Source organism: Tunturibacter gelidoferens (genome assembly GCF_040358255.1).
Taxonomy (GTDB): Bacteria; Acidobacteriota; Terriglobia; order Terriglobales; family Acidobacteriaceae; genus Edaphobacter; species Edaphobacter gelidiferens.
In genome coordinates this window covers 3,325,988-3,347,627 of the sequence record NZ_CP132938.1, presented here as the reverse complement: position 1 = coordinate 3,347,627, position 21,640 = coordinate 3,325,988, and the positions used below count along the sequence as shown (strand labels likewise).

General features: G+C 58.5%; 19 protein-coding genes. 10 read left to right on the top strand and 9 right to left on the bottom strand.

The window, feature by feature from the left end:
* Window positions 1-2 precede the first annotated feature (2 nt).
* Window positions 3-467 carry a hypothetical protein gene (locus tag RBB81_RS14825; RefSeq protein WP_353071176.1) on the top strand — a complete coding sequence of 155 codons (465 nt, stop codon included), beginning with the start codon at window positions 3-5 and terminating at the stop codon, window positions 465-467.
* On the opposite strand, the gene RBB81_RS14820 is transcribed toward RBB81_RS14825, so the two are convergent.
* From RBB81_RS14820 to RBB81_RS14805, 4 genes are all read right to left on the bottom strand, one after another.
* Entirely contained in the window at window positions 464-739 is a 276-nt protein-coding gene (locus RBB81_RS14820) for an anti-sigma factor family protein (RefSeq protein WP_183788448.1), read from the bottom strand. The genes RBB81_RS14825 and RBB81_RS14820 overlap by 4 nt on opposite strands.
* Window positions 730-1,350, bottom strand: coding sequence for a sigma-70 family RNA polymerase sigma factor (locus RBB81_RS14815; protein WP_179582868.1), 621 nt, complete (start codon window positions 1,348-1,350; stop codon window positions 730-732). Before RBB81_RS14815 ends, RBB81_RS14820 begins: the two co-directional genes overlap by 10 nt.
* Window positions 1,347-1,820, bottom strand: coding sequence for a DoxX family protein (locus RBB81_RS14810; RefSeq protein WP_179582866.1), 474 nt, complete (start codon window positions 1,818-1,820; stop codon window positions 1,347-1,349). The genes RBB81_RS14815 and RBB81_RS14810 overlap by 4 nt, the downstream gene beginning before the upstream one ends.
* A gap of 220 nt (window positions 1,821-2,040) precedes the next feature.
* Window positions 2,041-2,619 carry a peroxiredoxin family protein gene (locus tag RBB81_RS14805; protein WP_179582864.1) on the bottom strand — a complete coding sequence of 193 codons (579 nt, stop codon included), beginning with the start codon at window positions 2,617-2,619 and terminating at the stop codon, window positions 2,041-2,043.
* Between the two features lie 311 nt (window positions 2,620-2,930).
* Between RBB81_RS14805 and RBB81_RS14800 the strand changes: the two genes are divergently transcribed.
* The 4 genes from RBB81_RS14800 (at window position 2,931) to RBB81_RS14785 (ending at window position 9,526) form a co-directional block, all read left to right on the top strand.
* Complete coding sequence (locus tag RBB81_RS14800) at window positions 2,931-3,215, top strand: hypothetical protein (protein WP_179582862.1); 285 nt, start codon at window positions 2,931-2,933, stop codon at window positions 3,213-3,215.
* A gap of 78 nt (window positions 3,216-3,293) precedes the next feature.
* Window positions 3,294-4,187 (top strand): DUF692 domain-containing protein, encoded by an 894-nt coding sequence (locus RBB81_RS14795; RefSeq protein WP_353071175.1) that lies wholly within the window; start codon window positions 3,294-3,296, stop codon window positions 4,185-4,187.
* On the top strand, window positions 4,184-5,071 hold the full coding sequence (locus tag RBB81_RS14790) for a DNA-binding domain-containing protein (protein WP_353071174.1): 888 nt from the start codon (window positions 4,184-4,186) through the stop codon (window positions 5,069-5,071). The genes RBB81_RS14795 and RBB81_RS14790 overlap by 4 nt, the downstream gene beginning before the upstream one ends.
* Before the next feature lie 582 nt (window positions 5,072-5,653).
* Window positions 5,654-9,526: an alpha-amylase family glycosyl hydrolase gene (locus RBB81_RS14785; RefSeq protein WP_353071173.1), complete on the top strand. Its 3,873-nt coding sequence runs from the start codon at window positions 5,654-5,656 to the stop codon at window positions 9,524-9,526.
* Here the strand turns inward: RBB81_RS14785 and glgX are convergent.
* Window positions 9,523-11,664 (bottom strand): glycogen debranching protein GlgX, encoded by a 2,142-nt coding sequence (glgX, locus tag RBB81_RS14780; protein ID WP_183788462.1) that lies wholly within the window; start codon window positions 11,662-11,664, stop codon window positions 9,523-9,525. The two genes, RBB81_RS14785 and glgX, sit on opposite strands and share 4 nt — an antisense overlap.
* Window positions 11,665-11,909: 245 nt before the next feature.
* Here glgX and larE point away from each other — a divergent pair, with 245 nt between their 5' ends.
* From larE to RBB81_RS14755, 5 genes are all read left to right on the top strand, one after another.
* Window positions 11,910-12,746, top strand: coding sequence for an ATP-dependent sacrificial sulfur transferase LarE (larE, locus tag RBB81_RS14775; RefSeq protein ID WP_353071172.1), 837 nt, complete (start codon window positions 11,910-11,912; stop codon window positions 12,744-12,746).
* Window positions 12,747-12,778: 32 nt separating this feature from the next.
* Window positions 12,779-14,167, top strand: coding sequence for a nickel pincer cofactor biosynthesis protein LarC (gene larC, locus RBB81_RS14770; protein ID WP_353071171.1), 1,389 nt, complete (start codon window positions 12,779-12,781; stop codon window positions 14,165-14,167).
* Between the two features lie 72 nt (window positions 14,168-14,239).
* Window positions 14,240-15,256: an aldo/keto reductase gene (locus RBB81_RS14765; protein ID WP_353071170.1), complete on the top strand. Its 1,017-nt coding sequence runs from the start codon at window positions 14,240-14,242 to the stop codon at window positions 15,254-15,256.
* Between the two features lie 319 nt (window positions 15,257-15,575).
* Window positions 15,576-16,337: a nickel pincer cofactor biosynthesis protein LarB gene (larB, locus tag RBB81_RS14760; protein WP_179582852.1), complete on the top strand. Its 762-nt coding sequence runs from the start codon at window positions 15,576-15,578 to the stop codon at window positions 16,335-16,337.
* Window positions 16,338-16,395: 58 nt separating this feature from the next.
* Window positions 16,396-16,647 (top strand): hypothetical protein, encoded by a 252-nt coding sequence (locus tag RBB81_RS14755; protein ID WP_179582850.1) that lies wholly within the window; start codon window positions 16,396-16,398, stop codon window positions 16,645-16,647.
* 533 nt (window positions 16,648-17,180) lie between these two features.
* Here RBB81_RS14755 and RBB81_RS14750 read toward each other — a convergent pair.
* From RBB81_RS14750 to uxaC, 4 genes are all read right to left on the bottom strand, one after another.
* On the bottom strand, window positions 17,181-17,957 hold the full coding sequence (locus RBB81_RS14750; RefSeq protein ID WP_179582848.1) for an SDR family NAD(P)-dependent oxidoreductase: 777 nt from the start codon (window positions 17,955-17,957) through the stop codon (window positions 17,181-17,183).
* 39 nt (window positions 17,958-17,996) lie between these two features.
* Window positions 17,997-18,497 (bottom strand): gluconokinase, encoded by a 501-nt coding sequence (locus RBB81_RS14745; protein ID WP_353071169.1) that lies wholly within the window; start codon window positions 18,495-18,497, stop codon window positions 17,997-17,999.
* 46 nt (window positions 18,498-18,543) lie between these two features.
* A complete protein-coding gene (locus tag RBB81_RS14740; RefSeq protein ID WP_353071168.1) occupies window positions 18,544-19,818 on the bottom strand; it encodes a lactate racemase domain-containing protein in 1,275 nt (424 codons plus the stop codon).
* A gap of 345 nt (window positions 19,819-20,163) precedes the next feature.
* Window positions 20,164-21,567: a glucuronate isomerase gene (gene uxaC / locus RBB81_RS14735; RefSeq protein WP_353071167.1), complete on the bottom strand. Its 1,404-nt coding sequence runs from the start codon at window positions 21,565-21,567 to the stop codon at window positions 20,164-20,166.
* Window positions 21,568-21,640: the final 73 nt, after the last annotated feature.

Here is a 21,640-nt window from a genome sequence, read left to right as displayed (position 1 = left end):
AGATGGCCCTTCAGACAACCTCCCGAACTGTCTCGCCCCAGCCACCGTCGGCCCTTCCCCCACCGGAGAGCAGAAAAACCTGGCTCGTCACCGCCACCAGCCTCGTCTTCATCGTTCTGCAGAGTGCCTGCACAGCCGTCATCGCCCTCAGCGGAGTTCGAGTCGCCATCGGCCTCAGCGCCCTCGCGTCGGCCACCTTTGGCATCCACCCACCCCCTACCGGCTTCCATCGCGACGCTATCCGAATCCCCATGATGATAGCCGCGACCCTTGGCTCCTTCGTTAATCTCTACGTCATCTGGCGCATTCGCTCCCTGCGCACCCGCCCTTCCTCGCAGTGGCGCACCCAGCCAGCTACTCCCAGCCAACGGCGCTCGGAACACCTCCAGATCGCGCTCGCCGTCATCACCCTCATCCTGGTGGCGGCCGAGTGGATCACTCACTCCATGATTCATCGCGGTTCCTAGGTATCGCCCTCGCCCGACCCGGAGGGCTTGTAAGTAAAACCCCGCATCTCTGCCTCCAACCTCGCATGAAGCCGTTCACTAAAACCCAGCGGCAGTTCAAAGACACGCTCATCTGCGGTCAAAATCAGAATATTGCGCGTCGAATCCAGAATCGCAGAACAAATCTCGCAGTGTTCAAGATGCTTCTGCACCTCTTCCAGCACCGCTGCATCCAGCGTCCCATCCAGATAGCCGGAGATATGCTCCCACACATGCTTGCACTCTAGAACCATGGGAACCACCTCCGCTTCGGCAGCACCTGTCTCAACTGCGGAGCCAGCCGCTTCTGCAACATCAGCCTCGCGCGATGCAACCGCACCTTTGCCGCTGCAACAGTAATACCAAGCGCCGCCGCCGACTGGTTGACGCTCAAATCCTCCATATCACGCAGCACAAAGACCTCCCGATAGATCAGCGGCAGATCGCCAATCGCATCCTGTAGCAACAGCCGCACCTCCTGCCGCTCCAGGGCCTCGGAGGGAATCTCCCGCCAGTCTCGCAGCAACGCCGGCGACACATGCCCGCCTTCCTGCAACTCATCCAGCGACTCCGTCTTCGCGGTCTTCTTCCGCCGCAGCCGGCTCCGAGCCTCGTTCAGCGTAATGCTGATCAGCCATGTGCTGAACTTTGCCTCGCCGCGGAACTTCTCAAGGTTGCGGAACGCCTTGAGGAACGACTCCTGCGCCGCATCCTCTGCATCCGCCTCGTTCTGCAACATCGACAGCGCCATGCTGTAGACGCTTCGCTCATACGGCTGGATCAGATCATGAAACTCGTGCGTATTGCCTGCGAGGATGGAGGCGATCATCTGAGCTTCATTCCTGTTCTCGGAGATTGCGGTCATTGCTTCTCGATCCATCCTCGATAACGCCTCTTCAACAACGCATCTAAGGAGAACAACCCAGCACCGAACACCAGAACCATCGCCGCCGCGAACAGGAACGTGTATGGATCAGCGTTATAGAACTTGCCCGGATCTGAGAAGACCGCAAAGAGCGCCTCTCGATCCGCAGTCCAGTATGCCACCAGCATATTCACCGTAAGCATCAATCCGATAAGCCGCGAGCCGAGCCCCACAATCAGCAGCAGTCCTCCAACGAACTCCAACCCCGACACGAAGTGAGCACTTATAGCAGGAAGCGGAATATTCAGGCTCGTGAAGTAGTCGGTGATCTTATCCAGATGATGCAGCTTCCCCCATCCGCTCTGGACAAGCTGCCATCCCCAGTAGAGACGCACCACCAAGAGAAATGGGGACTGGAGATAAGAAGCCAATGCTGCAAACCGTGCATACACCTCAAGCAGTTTTTTCATCACAACCTCTTCTCTCCACTCCAGCGAGCGTGAATAAATCTGAGCAATCTTGCGCAGGCCCCCAATAAATGCAGGCTCGGCCAGGAACCTGTTGGGACCTGCATGTACTTAGAACCACGACGATGGAATTGGTTACAGTCTCCACCGGAACTCGAAGAGAGATCGCTTCAAAACGACAATATATCTCCCCGGGCGTCTTGAATCAGCCGTCAATAAAGCATTAATGTGAGTGGGCAGACTTTTCGTGCTCGAGTTGAGCGAGCACATCCGCCGCGGTCGTTCGGTCACCATGCTCGTGACTCACCTTCTTGAAGAAAACCGCGCCCTGACGATCGATCAGAAAGGTTGAAGGATAAGCAGTCTCGTGCGGCGCGTCCCAGCGAAGTCCATACTGATTCGTGAAAGCATAGTCGGGATCGACGACCAGGTGCACATTAGCCGGTAGCGGATTTTCCTTCGCCAGGAACTCCTTGGCATGTTGATCGAGGGCGGCCGGAGGTCCGGGATAGACCAGCATCACCTCCGCGCCTGCCGTCACAAATTTCTCGCCGTTCGTCACAAAGTCATGCACCTGCTTCTGGCAATACGGGCACTGGTAACCGGGAAATCCCCGAAGCACAACCAGCACCACCGTCCCCTTCGAAGTAAACTCCGACAGGCTCAGAGGGTGTCCATCCGGAGTCGACAGGCTGAACTCCGGCGCCTTCTGTCCCACCTCCGGCGTCTCCGCAGTCGCCAGCGGTGCGATACCAATCATCAATACACCTAAAGCCAATACCAAGAAATTCCTGGCAATCATTCTTCAACTCCTACGACGCGCCACGCTCTGGCGTCGCCGTCCTTCAGATTTATCCAACGTGTCCCGGTTTGAGTACCCTCGCGCCAAAAGGTTACAGAGAGTGATAGGCTTCCGATGTTCCACTGTCGCTGTAACCTTTGTGCCTTGACGTAGTCGAATCAGCGGCAAGGAAAAAATCGGCGAACGATCTTTGCCGCGAATGCAATCCGAAGTAGGGAGTTTCGCCGTTAACTTCTTGCTACGATCAGCGTAGCCACCATCCACGTCCGGCGCGTTCTCGCGTGCGGCTCAACCAGGAAAGGCTCATCAATATGAAGAATTCAGCACAATCTCTCGCTTTGGCCGCCGCGTTCGCAGGTCTGCTGGGCGGCACCGCTGTCCGTATGAATGCCCAGACCGCGCAGCCAAACAACACCCCCACGACCACCGTTCACGCCGGCGTCCTCATCGCCCAGGACAAGCCCGATCTTCCGAAGCACTCCTGCAAGGGCAAGAACGACTGTAAGGGCCAGGGCGGCGGAAAGCACCCCGGCAAGAACGACTGCAAGGGCAAGGGCGGATGCGCCACCGACGGCTCCAAGCCTTCGCTCGCCTAAGCACCTCCCCTGTCTGGAGGCTTGGTTATCCCTTCAAGCCTCCAGTCATCTTCACTATCATTTAACAAAAGGGGAGACATGCCAGCCAATCGCTTCAACGGTTTCAGCGACTACGGCGTAGGGATCGGCCTTCGCGTCCCGCACTACGACCACATCTTCGCCGAAAAGCCCGTCGTCGACTGGTTCGAGATCATCTCCGAAAACTACATGGTCGACGGCGGTCGCGCGCTAAAGATCCTCGACCAGATCCTCGAACGCTATCGCGTGGTCCAGCACGGCGTCTCAATGTACTTCGGCTCCGCCCAGCCAGCCGACCGCGAGCACCTCAAGCGCCTCAAGACCCTCACCCGTCGCACCAAAACACCCTGGCTCTCCGATCACCTCTGCTGGGGTAGCGTAGACGGCCGATACACCCACGACCTCCTCCCCATGCCGTACACCTTCGAAGCGGTGAAGGCCACAGCCGCGCGCATCCGCGAGGTCCAGGACTTCCTCGAAATACCCATCGCCGTCGAAAACGTCAGCAGCTACGCCGAGTTTCATGAGTCCCAGATGACCGAGTGGGAGTTCCTCAATGAAGTCGTCGAAGCCGCCGACTGCGGCATCTTGCTCGACGTCAACAATATCTACGTCTCCTCTCAGAATCACGGCTTCAACCCCTTCGACTACGTCAACAGTGTTCCCGCCGAGCGTGTAGCGCAAATTCACATCGCCGGTCACTCGAAGTTCGAGAAATACATCCTCGACACCCACGATCATCCCGTACTCGATCCGGTATGGCATCTCTACGCCCGGGCCATTGAGCGTGTCGGCCCCACCGCAACTCTCCTCGAATGGGACGACAACATCCCGACCTTCGACGAGGTTCACTCCGAAGCCCTCAAGGCCACGCAATATCTCACACCAGCAGAATCTCTCATCCCCTCGGAGAGAGCAGCAGAAGCAGACGTCAGAGAGGTGGTTCACTCGTGAACCTTCTCGAACTGCAACGCCGCATGGCCGAAGACGTAACGCGTCCCCTCACGCCCGACTTTCAGATGCAGCCAGCAACCTCCGACGGCAAATCAACCGAAGACCTCGCCAGCACCTACATCAAACCCAACGACCGCCTCTCCTCCTTCGATCGCCTCGAAATCTACAACCGCCAATACTGGTTCCGCGTCATAGGAGCCGTCTCGGAGGACTTCCCCGCCATCGGCGCCATCCTCGGAGCCAAAAAGTTTGACACGATGATCCTCGCCTATCTCCGCGAGAATCCATCCACCTCCTTCACCCTTCGCAATCTCGGCTCCAAGCTGCCGAAGTGGCTCGAATCGCACCCCGAGTTCTCTCCCCGGCGTCACGATCTCCTCCTCGACATAGCCCGCCTGGAGTGGGCCTACGTAGAAGCCTTCGACGGAGCCGACCTCGCTCCCCTCACCGCTGCTGACTTCGGAGATCTCGGCGCTGCCTCCCCTCTCTTCCTTCAGCCCCATCTCCAACTGCTGGACCTCCGCTATCCCGTCGACGAGCTCGTCCTGGCCGTTCACCGCCAGACCGCACCCAGCGACATCATGAGCAACGCCGTCACGGAGCGCAAGCAAGCCAGGCGAACCCGTCTTCCCGCAATGCGCCGCTCTCAAATCCACCTTGCAGTCCATCGCTACGACAACTCCGTCTACTACCGGCGGATAGACCACGAGGCCTTCCGCCTTCTCTCCGCCCTTCAGAGCGGTACTCTGCTCGGCCACGCACTCGAAGCCGCCTTCCGCGGAAGCTCCCTCTCACCCGAAGATCAGGCGGCGAAAATTCAGGAGTACTTCGCCCACGCCTCGGAACTCGGCTGGTTCTGCAAACCACCCGCAAACAACCTATGAGTTCTTTGCAGACGAAGCCCCCTAACAGGCTGTTCGCCGGAGAAACCCAGTAGGAGGCCTTTGAGACGAACCCCCGTCATAGCCTTTGCCGTCATCCTGACCCTGAGCGAAGTCGAATGGGGAAGGACCCGACGAACTCCGTCCTGCCCAAACCGCTCATCCCTTTTCACCCACGCCTTTCAAGCCGTCGTCTGTTCTTAATCGGCCCTCGCAAGACGTTGCCGCACCCGAACTCATTTTGTGCGTTGTGAGCTCAGATTCAAACACTCAAGTAGGCTCGCAATCTAACCGCGAGAGACGTCTTCTCCGGCATCTAACAGCCGAAGACTGCGTGAAATACCCATCTCCATCATCCAGCGCGTATCATACGGACGCTGAATTCCGTGCCAATAACCTACGCTGGTTGCGACACGTAAGGAAGCCTGTCATCCTTATTCCAAACTGTTGACGAGGCATCCATTTCGTCGCAGCTGGCTTCCGACGATACAGGCCAATCTTTGTGGCCGTCGTTTTCTCTAAATAACAAAAAACCGGTCCGTTAGGATTGAAGCGCGACTAAGGCATCTGCACGAGGAACCCTGCATGGAATTTCACATCTCCCGCGCTCTCCGAGAAAAACTGGACATGGACGATCTGCTCTTCAACTTCACGGGCAACATCGTCTTCGGCAACGTCGCTGCAAGCAGAAAACTGGCAAAACAGCTCCAGGATCTGCGCACCCAACAGACTGATCCAACTCGAGTCGTAAACGCCGGCGCTCTCTTCGCGATGGGCCTGATCGACGAGCTCAACCACGCGATGATCGCCCGTTATCGCAAGGAGATCGATCCCGCAGTCTTCGCCGAGGCCGTACACTGGTTCACCGGTCACGCCACTCCCGCCGAGATCGAACGCCTCCTCCTCACCTTCACCAGCCAGTTTCCCAACGTGGCCGTCTATCGCGGCGAGCTCACCCCGGCCCAATGGCTCAACGGCACAACCGACGGCCTGCCCAATCGCGAAGCAGCCCTCGAAGAGCTCCTCCTCCTCTGGCTGGCGAACATCAACCCCGCATTCACTCCCTTCCGCGAACTCTTCGAAGACACTCCCCTCAAGCAGCAGACGATCTACCAAACCGTCACCGCCGCCTTCCCCAACTACTTCACCACCCGCCCACCCATCTCGCCCGAAGCCGGGAGCCTCCTCGACGCCCTCCGCGCTCCCTTGCTCGCCTCGCCCGACTCCCTCACCGGCCAACTCGACTACATCCGCGAGCACTGGCCAAAATACCTCGGCGAAGACCTCCGCCGCGTCCTCCTCGCCATCGACGTCCTTCGCGAAGAAGACCTCGCCATCTGGATGCGCTTCCACCCCCCCGGCCCCGACCAATACCGCCACGGAGCACCCGGCCGCGGCGGCGAAGGCTTCGTCGGCGACGAGTACATCGGCTTTGAAGACGAGTACATCACCGGCCCCGACGGCACCCGACAACGCCGTTACGGCCACGACTACCAGGCCCCCCTCAACGAGTACGAAGCCTTCAGCGCCGACCAGGCCTGGATGCCCACCGTCGTCCTCATGGCCAAGAGCACCTACGTCTGGCTCGAGCAGCTCTCAAAAAAATACCTCCGCCACATTCACCGCCTCGACCAGATCCCCGACGAAGAGCTGCGCCTACTCGCCGACCGCGGCATCACCGGCCTATGGCTCATCGGCCTGTGGGAGCGCAGCGTCGCCTCCCAAACCATCAAGCGCCTGCGCGGACACACCGACGCCGTCGCCTCCGCCTACTCCCTCAAGGAGTACCAGATCGCCGAAGACCTCGGCGGAAACTATGCCTACGAAAACCTCCGCGACCGTGCCGCCCGAACCGGCATCCGCCTCGCCAGCGACATGGTCCCCAACCACATGGGCATCGACTCCAACTGGGTCATCGAGAATCCCGACTGGTTCCTCTACCGCTGGGAGAGCCCCTTCCCCGTCTACCGCTTCGAAGGCCCCGACCTCTCAACCGACAGCCGCGTCGAAATCAAAATCGAAGACCACTACTACGACCAGTCCGACGCCGCTGTAGTCTTCCGCCTCCGCCATCATCGCGACGGAGCCACCCGCTACATGTATCACGGCAACGACGGCACCACCTTCGCCTGGAACGACACCGCGCAACTCGACTACTCCAAAGCCGCCGTTCGCGAGCACGTCATCCAGGTCATCCTTCACGTCGCTCGCCTCTTCCCCATCATCCGCTTCGACGCCGCCATGGTCCTCGCCAAACGCCACGTCCAGCGCCTCTGGTTCCCTCTTCCCGGCACCGGCGGCTCCATCCCCTCACGCGCCGAAAACGCGATGACCCAGGAACAGTTCGACTCCCTCATGCCTCACGAGTTCTGGCGCGAGGTCGTCGACCGAGTCGCCGTCGAGGTCCCCGGCACCCTCCTCCTCGCCGAAGCCTTCTGGCTCCTCGAAGGCTACTTCGTCCGCACCCTTGGCATGCATCGTGTCTACAACAGCGCCTTCATGAACATGCTCCGCGATGAAGAGAACGCAAAGTACCGCTCCTATTTAAAAAAGACAATCGAGTTCGACCCCGACATCCTCAAACGCTACGTCAGCTTCATGAGCAATCCTGACGAGCGCACCGCCATCGACCAGTTCGGCTCCGGCGACAAGTACTTCGGCGTCTGCACCCTCTTGGCCACGCTCCCCGGCCTGCCCATGTTCGGTCACGGCCAGATCGAAGGCTATACCGAGCGCTACGGCATGGAATTCAAACAAGCCAAGATGGAAGAGTGGCCCAACGACCACCTCGTAGCCCGCCACCAACATGAGATCGCACCTCTGCTAAAAAATCGGCGTCTCTTCGCCGAGAGCACCAACTTCGTCCTCTACGACTTCTGGACCGACCACGGCACCGTCGACGAAAACGTCTTCGCCTACTCCAACCGCTCCCACGGCCAGCGCGCCATCATCCTCTACAACAACAGCTACGGCAGCACTCGCGGCACCATCCACTTCTCCGCAGCCTCGGTCGACAAAGCCACCGGCCACCTTCGCCAGAGAAGTCTCTCCGAAGGACTCGACCTCCCCTACAACTACTTCACCTTCTTCGCCTACCGCGACACCGCCCACGGTCTCGAATATCTCCGCCGCAGCACCGATCTCCACCACACCGGCCTCACCGTCGATCTCCGCGGATATCAATATGCAGTCCTGCTCAACTGGCGCGAGCTTCACGCCACAGTCGATCAACCCTGGGATCAGCTCTACGACGCACTCAACGGCGCCGGCGTCTACAGCGTCGAAGAGGCGCTCTCCAAACTTCGCCTGCGCCCGTTGCACGAAGCCTTCCGCCAGGCTCTCAGCGAAAGCCACATTCGCGCATTCGCAACCGTTGCCTCGGAGCTTGCAGCTAACGAGACCGTATCGATCGCGACGAAGCCCGCTGCACCGAAAGCAGGCGAGAGATCATTCGCAAACCATAAGGAGAAAGCTCAACAGCAACTCCTTGACGCCAAATCACCCACAGAAAAAGTCAACAGTGCCTCTGCCACGCACCCCGAACAACTTGCCCTTGACCCCCGATTGCAGCCATTCGTGAAATGCAGTCAGCGCTTCTTTGAAAATGTGCTCCACACTCTACCCGTCGAAAACGCAGATCCCACCCCGCACGCCTCCGCAGCCGAGGCCGAGGCCGAGTCCTCCCTCACAACCGAACCCCCTCCGCCCCTGACCTATAAGGACATCTGCGAGAGCTTGACGAAAGCGGCCCTCCATCTCATCTCAATCGTCAAAGACTTCTCATCTACCCTGCCGCCTGCAGTGACCAGCTTTCTACCCGCTAGCAAAGCACCCAATCATACGGAACAAATCTGGGCTCCTATTCTGGCTTGGATCACTCTGAGTAGTCTTCCTCATAAAGATCAGGCGGATCTCTTCGACAAGCTCCAGCTGCGTTCTGCTTTATCAGAGACATTCAGCGCCATCGGGATGGAAGGAGAAAACACCTGGCGCGCTGCTGCTCGCGTAAGAATTCTGCTGTCTCAAACTGACATCTCTCCAGCCGCAGCCAAGACCGAAAAATTCTGGTCCGATCCAGACGTTCGATGGCTCACAGGCGTCAACGAGTCCTCTGGCGCTACTTACTTCAACAAGGAAGGATTTGAAGAACTACTCGGTTGGCTCCAACTTCCCGCGCTAATAAAAACTGCACAACAGACCCCTGTCTCTGTCGACTCGCTCGCGAAGCTGGAAGCCGCCGCTATAGACTCCTGCGTCTCCGCAAAGAAAGCTGGTTACAATCTGGACCGTTATCTCAGTCCTGAACCAATCGCAATGAGCGAAGAGATACAAGCCAGCTCCCCCGAGCTGACACCGGCCCCCGCTCCGAATGAGAAGTCAGCTCCCAAAACAAAATCATCCGCTAAAAAGAAAGCTGCCCCAAAGAGACGCCCCGAACCCACTACGCCCAAACCTTAGTTCGCTGAAATAGACCCATCGCTGAACAGCTTCAGTGCTCGACCTCCAACGATGATCTTTTCCTCAACCTCCATGCGGGCAAAAGGATTGTCGATATTCTCGGTATCGATCACCTGACACCACGGCTTCCCGGAAGGCGATGCGGGCAGCATATAGACGACGCCGCCCTCGGCCGCGTTCACAACCAGAAAAAAACTGTCGTCGATGACCGGGTTGCCGTCCTCATCGGTCACCTGCAGCGTCTGTCCGTTCAGCAGCACAGCCACTGAGCGGTTCCACTCAGTATTCCAAACCTCGTCGGAGACCTGGTTGCCGTCGGTATTAAACCATGCGACATCCTTGATAATCAGGTCCTCGCCCTTCCTGCGAATCTCACGGTCCTGGAAAAATTTCCGCCGGTGCAGATTCGGGTGCTTCAAACGGAAGTGGATCAGTTGACTCGTAAAGTCACGCACCCGCTTACGTGGTTCATCCAGATTCCAGTCGTGCCAGGTAAGCTCGTTGTCCTGGCAGTAGCAGTTGTTATTTCCCCTCTGCGACCGCGCAATCTCGTCGCCTCCGCTCAGCATCGGCACGCCCTGCGAGAGCATCAGCGTAGTCATAAAATTTCGCGTCTGCCTCTCTCGCAACAGGTTGATCCCTTCATCATCCGTTGGGCCTTCCACGCCCATGTTCCAGGAGTCGTTGCTGTCCGAGCCATCCTTGTTGCCTTCTCCATTGGCCTCATTGTGCTTCTGGTTGTAGCTCACCAGATCGCACAACGTAAATCCATCATGGGCCGTGACAAAGTTGATGCTCGCATATGGCTTCCGTCCGTCGTATTGATAAAGATCGCTTGATCCGGTAAGCCGGTTTCCAAGATCCGAGAGCTGGCCCCCGTCACCCTTCCAGAACCGGCGCACCGTATCGCGATACTTCCCATTCCACTCTGCCCAAAGAACAGGAAACTGCCCCACCTGATAACCCCCTTCGCCAACATCCCACGGCTCCGCGATTAGCTTCACATCAGCGAGCGTAGGGTCCTGGTGAATCGTGTCGAAAAAAGATGACAACCGGCTCACATCATGAAGCTCCCGCGCAAGGGTAGCCGCAAGATCAAAGCGAAAACCATCGACGTGCATCTCTGTAACCCAGTAGCGCAGCGAATCCATCAGCATCTTCAACACCTGCGGATTTCGCACGTTCAAGGTGTTACCCGTACCCGTGTAGTCCACGTAGTAACGAGGATTCTCCTCATTCACTCTGTAATAGGTCGTGTTACAAACTCCCTTCCAGCACAAAGTCGGACCAAGCTGATTGCCCTCGCAGGTGTGGTTGTAAACCACGTCAAGGATCACCTCGATGCCGGCGGCGTGCAGCGCCTTCACCATGTGTTTAAACTCGTTCACCTGACCACCGGTATCCCCGCACGAACTGTAGCGGGACATCGGAGCGAAGTACCCAAGCGTGTTGTATCCCCAGTAGTCCACCAGTCCCCTATCCACCAGGGGCCCCTCATCGATGAAATGATGAATCGGCAACAACTCCACCGCGGTCACGCCAAGCTTCTTCAAGTAGTCGATGCCTGGCTCGCACGCGAGCCCCGCGTAGGTCCCGCGAAGCTTCTCCGGAACCCTGGGATTTCGAATGCTGAAGCCCTTCACATGCATCTCGTAGATAACCGAGTCAGCAAGCGGAGTCTCAGGTGGGCGGTCATCCCCCCAGTCAAATTTGCTATCGACCACGACACACTTCGGAACACCGTCGGCGCTGTCCTGCGTGTCCATTTTCAGATCATCTCCAGAGGCAACGTCATGCGCGAAGATCGGCTTCTTCCAGTCAACCTGTCCCGAAAGCGCCTCGGCATAGGGATCGACCAGCAGCTTGTTTGGGTTGAACCGATGACCGCGTTCAGGCTCCCAAGGCCCGTCGATCCGGTACCCATAAAGCTGCCCGGCTTTGATGTCACGAACAAGTCCATGCCACACGAAAGCAGTTCGTTCACGCAGTGTCACACAATCAGTCTGCTTCCCCGAAGCATCGAAGAAGCAAAGATCAACCCGGGTCGCACCCTCTGAAAAAATAGCAAAATTTGTGCCTTTGCTCGATACAGTCGCACCAAGCGGATACGGTCGACCAGGAAGAAGTGTGCGTTTCATAACCCTTTCGATGCGGCCAACGATCCGTAGTTACGAGGAATACGTCAAAAATCAAATTCAATTTCATCTTGCTTCCAGATCTCCAAAGATTAGCCGCACCTTCGAAACGGCAGCAACTGTCGCAACAAAAGAACTCCCTTCTTCTCAGACCTAAAGCGGCTGGCCAGCCACTAGAAGCTGAAACCAACGCACTCCCAGTTCCTCCGAAATACCAGAGCAGTCCAACCTGCCCTACAATAAAGCTGATGGACCTTGCCGCCAAATCCGCGAAGCTCCACTCAACCCTGCAGCAACTAGGCAGCGTTCTGGTCGCCTACTCCGGCGGCACCGACTCCGCTTACCTCGCCTACGCCGCCCACCAGGCCCTCGGCGAAAACATGCAGGCCGTCATCGCCGACTCCGCCTCCCTCCCCCGCGCCGAACTCGCCGCCGCCCTCGCCTTCGCCGCCGATCACAACATCCCCATCCAGATCCTCCGCACCAACGAGCTCGATAACCCCGAATACCAGCGCAACGACGCCCACCGCTGCTTCCACTGCAAAGACGAGCTCTTCCAGCAAATGGAGCAAGCCCGCGCCACCCGCAACTTCGCCCACATCGCCTACGGCATGAACCTCGACGACCGCGCCGAGTTCCGCCCCGGCCAGCAAGCCGCCGCCCAGCACCACGCCGTCGCCCCCCTCGTCACCGCCAGCCTCACCAAGCAGGAGATCCGCACCCTCGCCCAGCAATCCGGCCTCAACCTCTGGGATAAACCCGCCAGCGCCTGCCTCTCCTCGCGCATCGAGTACGGCCGTCCCGTCACCCGTGAGAATCTCTCCCAGGTCGAGCAAGCCGAAGAAGCCCTCCACGCCCTCGGCTTCCCCCAGGTCCGCGTCCGCCACCACGGCGACCTCGCCCGCATCGAAATCGCCCGCGCAGATCTTCCCCGAGCCCTCTCCCTCCCCACGCTCGAAGCCATCACCGCCGCCATCAAGCCCCTCGGCTTCCTCTACGTCACCCTCGACACCGAAGGCTACCGCTCCGGCTCCATGAACGACACCCTCCTCGCCGCCTCCTCCATCCTTCCCGCCGCCCGATAAACGCCGCACCACGAACATGAAACAATAAACCCATGCGTATCGCTTACCTCGACTGCTTCGCCGGCATCAGTGGCGACATGTTCCTCGGAGCCCTCCTCGACGCCGGAGTCGACCCAAAGATCCTCCACAACGCCGTAGCCGCCCTGAACCTCAACGCAACCCTCCAAATCGAAAAAGTAGACCGCAGCGGAATCTCCTCCACCAAGGTCCACGTCTACGAAGGCGCAAACCTCGCCGAGAGCACTCAACTCCCCGAGCAAGCACATCGCCACGAAGACGAAGAAGCAGACCCCACCCACCAACACACACACACCCACCAGCACCATCCCAAAACCCAGCACCAGCACAAGACCGGCCATCCCCACACGCACGACCAAGAACACGCCCACAACCGCTCTCTCACCGTCATCCGCGACCTCATCACCGCCGCATCCCTCCCACCCGCCATCAAACAAACCGCCATCCAAACCTTCGAACTCCTCGGCGCCTCCGAAGCCAAAAGCCACAACGTCCGCGTAGAAAAAATTCACTTCCACGAAGTAGGAGCAGTCGACGCCATCGTCGATATCGTCGCCTCCTCCGCCGGCATCCACGCCCTCAACGCCTCGGCGCTCGCCGAAACCGGCCATCCCGTAAAGTGGTTCTCCTCCCCCATCAACGTCGGCGGCGGCATGGTTGACTGCGCCCACGGCCGCTTCCCCGTCCCCGCCCCCGCCACTGCCGACCTCCTCCGCGGCCTTCCCACCTACTCCGCGCACATCGAAAAAGAGCTCGTCACCCCCACCGGCGCAGCACTCATCCGAGCCCTCGCCCCAACCTTCGGGCCCCAACCAGGCATGCGAGTCGAGCACATCGGCTACGGCGCCGGCACCCGCAACCCGAAGAACTTCCCCAACGTCCTCCGCCTCAGCATCGGCGAAGCCGACAACTCCACACACTCCATCCCATCTCCAACTGAACTACCCCACACCCATCACGATCACGACTCACAGACCGTCACCGTCCTCGAAGCCGCCCTCGACGATCTCTCCCCCCAGATCCTCGCCTACGTCTCCGAGATCGCCTTGGCACAAGGCGCACTCGACGTCATGCTCACTCCCGTCATCATGAAAAAAGGCCGCCCCGGCACCCTCCTCACCATCCTCTGCAATCCATCCGACAGCCTCGCCCTCCAGCAACTCATCCTGCGCGAGACCAGCACCCTCGGCCTCCGCATCCGTCAGGACACCCGCGTCTGCGTCGACCGCCACCACACCACCGTCACCACCCCCTACGGCGACATCCGCGTAAAGATCGGCACCCTCAACGGTGAGCAGTGCAACATCGCCCCTGAGTTTGAAGACTGCCGCACCGCCGCCACAAAACACAACGTCCCCTTGAAGCTGGTTCAACAAACCGCCATCGCAGCCTACCTCAAATAATCCGCACCCCGCCCATAGCCCACAAACCTGCATCAAATCGACAAGTCAACTCTCTCACCCGAGGAGCACAGCATGGAGCGTAGAGACTTTCTAAAAACCGCAACCGTCGCCGGCGTGAGCGCAGCCATCCCGCTCAACGCGCAAACCCCTCCCACCGCCAGCCAGCCCATCAAACGCCCCGAATCCCCCGACATGATCTACCGCGAACTCGGCACTACCGGCGAGCGCGTCTCCGCCATCGGCATGGGCGGCTATCACCTCGGCAAACAGAAGGACCCCGCCGAGAGCATCCAGCTCCTCCACGCCGGCATCGACCGCGGCATCACCTTCATGGACAACTGCTGGGACTACAACGACGGCATCTCCGAAGTCCGCATGGGTCAGGCCCTGCGCAACGGCTACCGTCAAAAAGTCTTCCTCATGACAAAGATGGACGGCCGAACCGCCGACGAGTACAACAAGCAGCTCGAACAATCCCTCGGCCGCCTCCAGACCGACGTGATCGACCTCGTCCAGTTCCACGAGGTCATCCGCATGGAGGACCCCGACCGCATCTTCGCCCCCGGCGGAGCCATCGAAGCCGCCGTCGCCGCCCGCAGCGCAGGAAAGATCCGCTACATCGGCTTCACCGGACACAAAGATCCCGCCGTCCACCTCCGCATGCTTGAGGTCGCACAAAAACACAGCTTCCACTTCGACACCGTACAGATGCCCATCAACGTCATGGATGCACACTTCCGCTCCTTCGAAAAAGAGGTCATGCCCGTCGCGCTCAAACAAGGCATCGGCATCCTCGCCATGAAGACCTTCGGCGATCCCTTCATCCTGAAGAGCAACACGGTCCAGCCCATCGAAGCCCTCCACTACGGCCTCACCCAGCCGGTCTCGGTCGTCATCACCGGCATCGACAACACCCAGACTCTCGACCAGGCCTTCGAAGCCACACGCACCTTCAAACCCCTCGACCAGGCCCAGATCAGCTCCCTGCTGGCCCGCACCGCCACCGCCGCCAGCGAAGGTAAATTCGAACTCTTCAAAACCACCAACCACTACGACGGCACCGCACAAAACCCAAAGTGGCTAGGATAGGAAAAGCAGGGGGAGCGACGTTCGCGTTTGAACCACGCTGTTCCGAGTGACTGCGAAGAACCACGAGCAGTCCATCAAATGACCGCAAAATCACCACAAGCAACCACCAATCCACCACGAAAGAACCACTAATCATCATCAGTCCGACCACCAATATCGTCATCTCGACCGAAGCGGTTCACAGCCTCATCGTGAACCGCGTAGTGGAGAGACCCCCGTATTTTCTCTTGAGCTCCTCGACAAATACCGCAAACATGCAAATCTCGAAGCATGGGTTAGCCGATACACACGGCCCAATCAAGGAACGCCGAATAATTTCATGAACCCCACCAAGCTGCTCGAACTCCTCGCCGCCGTCCAGACCGGAGCCATCACCCCAGCCGCCGCCTCCCAGCGCCTCGCCGACATGCCCTACGAGGACATCGGCCACGCCCGCATCGACCACCACCGCACCCTCCGCACCGGCCTCCCTGAGGTCATCTACGCCCAGGGAAAATCCCCGCAACAAACCACCGAGATCTTCTCTCGCATGGCCGCCGCTGGCACCGACGTCCTGGCCACCCGCGCCGACGAAGCCACCGCCGCCCTGGTTCTGGCGGCCCACCCAAAAGCCACCCATCACCCCTCAGCTCGAGCCATCACCCTCAAACAATCACCACCCGCAGACCCCAAAGGCCACATCGCCATCCTCAGCGCCGGCACCAGCGACCAGCCCACCGCAGAAGAAGCCGCCGTTACCGCCGAACTCTTCAACGCAAAGGTCACCCGACTCTACGACGTAGGCGTAGCCGGACTCCACCGACTCCTCTCGGTCCGCGATCAACTCACCCGGGCAGACGTCGTCATCGTCTGCGCCGGAATGGAAGGCGCCCTCCCCTCTGTCGTCGGCGGCCTGGTCGGCGTCCCCGTCATCGCAGTCCCCACCTCGGTCGGCTACGGAGCCAGTTTTGACGGCGCCGCAGCCCTTTTGGGAATGCTCAACTCGTGTTCCCCCAACGTTACCGTAGTAAATATAGACAACGGCTTCGGCGCAGCCTACACTGCCGTATTAATCGCACGTGCCTCTGTCCCTCGTAGTTGAAGGAACGGAGCATTGCTAGCAAATTCGCTATCAAAGCGTGACGAAAGGCGGCCCCAAAATGCTCCCGCACGACGACAAACCCTGGGCAAAGACCCTTGCACGAACCGTCATCTGTCTGACAATTGTTGCCCTGGTCTGCCTGGCGCTGTTCCTCGACAGCCGCAACATGCTTCACATCCCAGAGATGGTCGGCATCTTCCTTCTTTTCCTGACCATCGTCCCACCCAACCTGGCCGTACTCTACCCCTGGATTCTCCCAACCCACCACGAATCCAACAGTAACCGCGCCACCAAATCCACCGTTCGATAGACCCCTCGCCTACCAGCACCTGAGAAGCGGCCTCTTCGGTTTGTTGTCACTGCCTCTTGTCCGTCATTGCCGTTGTTTGTTCTTTTGTTGTCATTCCGCACCCTGAGCGTAGTCGAAGGGGGAGGAATCTGTTGTTAGCCTCTCCACACACTCAAATCCGGTCACCCAAAAGCGACGCACTTCGCCATCCCACGTCAAAACCCCTCGAAGCCAGCTTCGCTTCCGCCCTCGAGCACGACCCCCCGCAAACCTGTCAAGCCCCCAAACCGGGTAAACCGCGCAGTGACAACAACATACCGTTGGCGTATTAGTTATGACGAAACCGATATAATGAGTACAAGCATAAAAAAACCCGGCCGAAACCGGGTTTTTGCATGCGAAATGACGCAAAAGCTGCTAAGTCGTTTGTTTAGACGTTTTTGCCCGTAACCGCTTTATTATGAAGATTTTGCGAGAGACCAATTTTAGCAAGTTAAAGCAAATAAATGACTTACACGAAGATACCCCCCGGGGGGTGGGGGAGGATGGAACAGCTATTGATTCACACCGCTAGCCAGGAATCCCCCGTCCACCACAAGAATCTCACCCGTCACGAAGGCTGAAGCATCACTCGCTAAGAAGATCGCCGCGCCAACCAGTTCCGCAGTCTTGCCGAAGCGCCCCATCGGGGTCCGCATCAACAACTCTTTGCCCCGATCACTCTCGTCCAGCAGCTTCTGGTTCAACGCCGTCCGAAAGACACCGGGAGCAATCGCATTCACGGTCACACCCTGCGCGCTCCACTCCACCGCCAGGGACTTGGTCAACGCTCCAACCGCCGCCTTGCTGGCCGCATAAGCCGTGACCTCCTTTAGGCTCACGAACGTATTCAGCGACGCGATGTTGAGGATGCGACCGTAACCGCGCTCCAGCATGTGCTTGCCGAAGATCTGGCAGGCCCGCAGCGTTCCGGTCACGTTCGTATCCATGATCCCGTCCCAGGTCTCCTCCGTGACGGTCAGCGTAGGCTCCCGCTTGATCTTCCCCGCGCAGTTGATCAGGATATCGACCTTACCGAACGCCTTCACCGTCCCATCCAGAAGCGCCTGCAGACTCGCCCGGTCCGCCACATCCGAAGTCAGACGCAGAGACCTCCGCCCCGTCGCCTCGATCGCCTTCGCCGCCTCATCCACCTGCTCCAGCCGCCGCGAACTCGCCACCACATCAGCACCCGCCTCCGCCAGCCCAACCGCCATGGCCAACCCGATACCCGAGGTACCCCCCACCACCACAGCCGACTTCCCACTCAAATCAAACAACGGATGCCCCATCAAACGTCCTCTTTCCCGCTTCAACATCTTCTCAAAAATTCAGTTCTTCCTTGACGAAATCTGAGCCAGAATCTGACTCACGATCTCTTCCGGCGCTCGATCGTTCACGATTCGGACAGCATCGCTCGGCATCTCGAGCGTAGCAAGCTGACTGTCCAAAAGCCCAGGATTCATAAACTCATGTTTTCGTTCCGCCAGACGAGCTGCAAGCATCTCCTTAGACGCCTCCAGCATAACGAAGCTCACCGCACCCTTCGGCATTCCCGCCTGCAACGTAGCCCGATAACGCGCCTTCAACGCAGAGCACGCCATCACACCGCTCTTCCCCTCTGCAAGCCAGTTCCGCAGCAGCCGATTCAGCGCCTCAAGCCACGGTTGACGATCTCGATCATCGAGGGGATGTCCAGCAGCCATCTTCTCCCTGTTCGCCAGCGGGTGATAGTTATCGCCATCGGCAAACACAGCGCCCAAGCGCTCAGCCAGCAACGTCCCGATCGTCGTCTTGCCCGATCCGCTCACTCCCATCAACACAACAACCATCCAGCAACATCCTCTCAACCGACCGACACAGACAGTATTCCTGTAACTAGCTCCCGAAGCGACCACGATAGGCCCAAAGCCCAAGACCAGGATTGGAGATGTAGAAGATCTCCTCACCATCCACTGTGTTCCAACCGTCTTCCAGCGTGGCAGGATTGTACTTCGAGGTCATCTCGGCGAGATCGCCATACTCAAAGTGAACGCCTTCGATCTCCTCGCGGGTCAAGTGGCCCGGGCAGTAACGGATAGTAAAGCGACCTTCGCTAGACCCATGGATGAGGTGGGCGGCAGCACTCAAATTTCCAGCAAGCTGTGCATCTTCCTTAGCAGCTTCAAGTGTTTTAGGAGTTCCGCAGTAGCCGTACTTGCGGATTAGAGCATCGATGGCAGCGTCTTCGCCAAATTCGTGGACGCCTGGAGCAAGGACGACAAGTTCAGCGTTATCCGCGAGAGCCATGCGTGTGCGATAGATGCTTTTGTTACCGAGCCACGTACTTTTGAACTCGTGGGGATCGAGGAAGACGACTGCCCTCTTGATTTCGCGATCCATCATCTTGAAATTGACCTTCAGGCTAAGAGCTGCGGCGAGTTTGAAGCACTCTGCGTCATCTCCAATGTAGAGGCCGCGAATGACTAGCTTTCCGTCGACGTTTTTCCCTACTACCGTCTGCACATAAACGATCGGCATCTGACTGGCGAAGTGCTCGCTCGCGTAGTTGAGTACGCGGCGAACAGGAGTATCGGCGCGTCCCATCATGCGCTCCATACCGTACACAGCGCCGAGAAAGTGGCTGCGGTGAATTCCTATGGAGCCACCAGTGCCTACGAAGATGTTTTTGTTGTAGTTCGCCATGCCGACAACCTCATGGGGAACGACCTGGCCGATCGAGAGGATGAGATCATGTCCCCCGTCGCGTAGCAGTTTGTTTACTTGTGCGGGCCATGTGTAGTCGAGCTTTCCTTCGCTTACTTCGTACATGAATTCTCTGGGAACTTCTCCTAGAGTGACGACGTCGTTGCGCCAATCGTGCACGCGAAAGAGAGTTCGCGGAGTAGCGCCGTACATTGTTGCAATCTCCTGATCGGACATCGGCTTATGAGTGCCGAGGGCGGGGAGGATGTCGGTGAGTTTATCTCCGTAGTACTGCCACGCAAGTTCAGTCAGGACGCCGCTTTGGGAGTGCATGCGCGTGAAATCTGGTGGGATTGCGAGGACTTTCCTGCGTGGGCCCAGCTTGTCCAGGGCCTGGAAGAGGTTTGTTTGCACTTCCTGGAGGGACATCTCCGTTGTCGCGCTGCCACCGGCGAAAAATAGGCTCATGGGCTTTGATCTTACTCCCGGTACTGGTGCGAATTCGTTGAGTCGATGGGATGCACGAAGTCGAAAATTTGCTGGTGTCGTGAAAAAAAATCTGGACGGTCTGCATGGGGTACTTTTTGTTGGTTTTGCTGCGTTTTTTTGTAGGGGTTGATGGAAAATGGGTGAGTTTGTAGTGGTGTTTTGCTGGTGAGAACGTGGTGAGATGTGTGGCTGATGTGGAGAAAAAACAGCGTTGATTTGGACCACAAAAAATACGCCAAGATTTTGAATTATTTTTTCATTGGTTGGCCAGGGCTATCCAGATTTTGCGGCTGCGTTATCCCTCCCTCTTGTTCCGGCGAATTTTTATAGTTTGTAGGCTTTTCTAACCAGGTTTACGGTGAGGTCTTTTATTACCTCGAAGGCTTCGTCTTCGTCGAGGCGGTGTTCGACTACGAGACGTCCAAGGAAGGCGCAGTCGATGCGACGGGCTACGTCGTGACGAGAGGGGATAGAGAGGAGGGCACGGGTGTCGTCGTTGAAGCCGACGGTGTTGTAGAAGCCGGCGGTTTCGGTGGCTTGCTCGCGGAAGCGCATCATGCCCTCGGCGGAGTCGTGGAACCACCAGGGAGGACCGAGCTTGAGCGCGGGGTAGTGTCCGGCCAGGGGAGCCAGTTCGCGGGAGAAGGTGGATTCGTCGAGGGTGAAGAGAATAAAGGTCAGCCGCTGGTCGTTTCCGTAGCGGTTCAGCAGGGGCTGAAGACCGCGGACGTACTCGGTCTGGGAGGGGATGTCGGCGCCTTTGTCGCGGCCGAATCTCTCGTAGAGCTGGCGGTTGTGGTTGCGGACCGAGCCGGGATGGAGTTGCATGGTGAGGCCATCTTCGACGCTCATGCCGGCCATCTCGGTGAGCATCTGGCCGCGGAAGTACTCCTGCTCCTGGGGTACGGAGCGGCCGGAGATGATGCGACCAAAGAGCGAGGCGGCGGTGTCAGGGTCCAGGTCTGCTGTGAAGGCTGTGGGGTGGCCGTGATCGGTTGCGGTGGCTCCCATGGACTTGAAGAAGGCGCGGCGGTTGCGGAGTGCGTTGAGATAGCCCTTCCATGTGGCGGTATCTTCTCCAGTGATCTCGCCGAGCTTCTGGATGTTGGCGAGGAAGCCGGTGTAGTCGGCGTCGATCACAGGATCCGGACGAAAGGTTGGCAGTATGCGGCCCTTCCAGCCAGACTCCTTTATGGCCTTGTGGTATTCGAGGGTGTCGAGGGGGGTGTCGGTGGTGGAGAGGACCTCGATATTGAACCGCTCGTAGAGTGCGCGCGGACGGAACTCAGGCGTCTGGAGTTTCCTGGCGATGATTTCGTAGTATTCATCCGCATTTTCCGGGCTAAGACGTTTGGTCAGGCCGAATTGATTTTCAAACGAGTAGTCGAGCCATAGACGAGTGGGAGTACCACGAAAGAAATAGTAGTTTCTGGCGAAGATACGCCAGACCTCTTTCGGATCGACCGGAGCGGCGGTGCCGTCGAGCGGAGGGATGCCTAGCGACTCCAGCGAGATTCCCTGCGAGTACAGCATGCGAAAGATGTAGTGGTCAGGCTGAATGAAGAGGGCCGTGGGATTGGCAAAGGGTTCGTTCTCGGCGAACCAGCGCGGGTCGGTGTGACCGTGCGGGGAGATGATTGGCAGGTCGCGAACTGTTTCATACAATCTTGCGGCGACTGACCGCGCCTCGCTGTCCGCAGGGAAAAGCCGGTTTGGATCGAGAATCATCCTTCATCACCTCTTCAGAAGCTCCAGGCATCCGAAGATACCGGCACATTGAAGCGTACCAAAGATTTAGCCG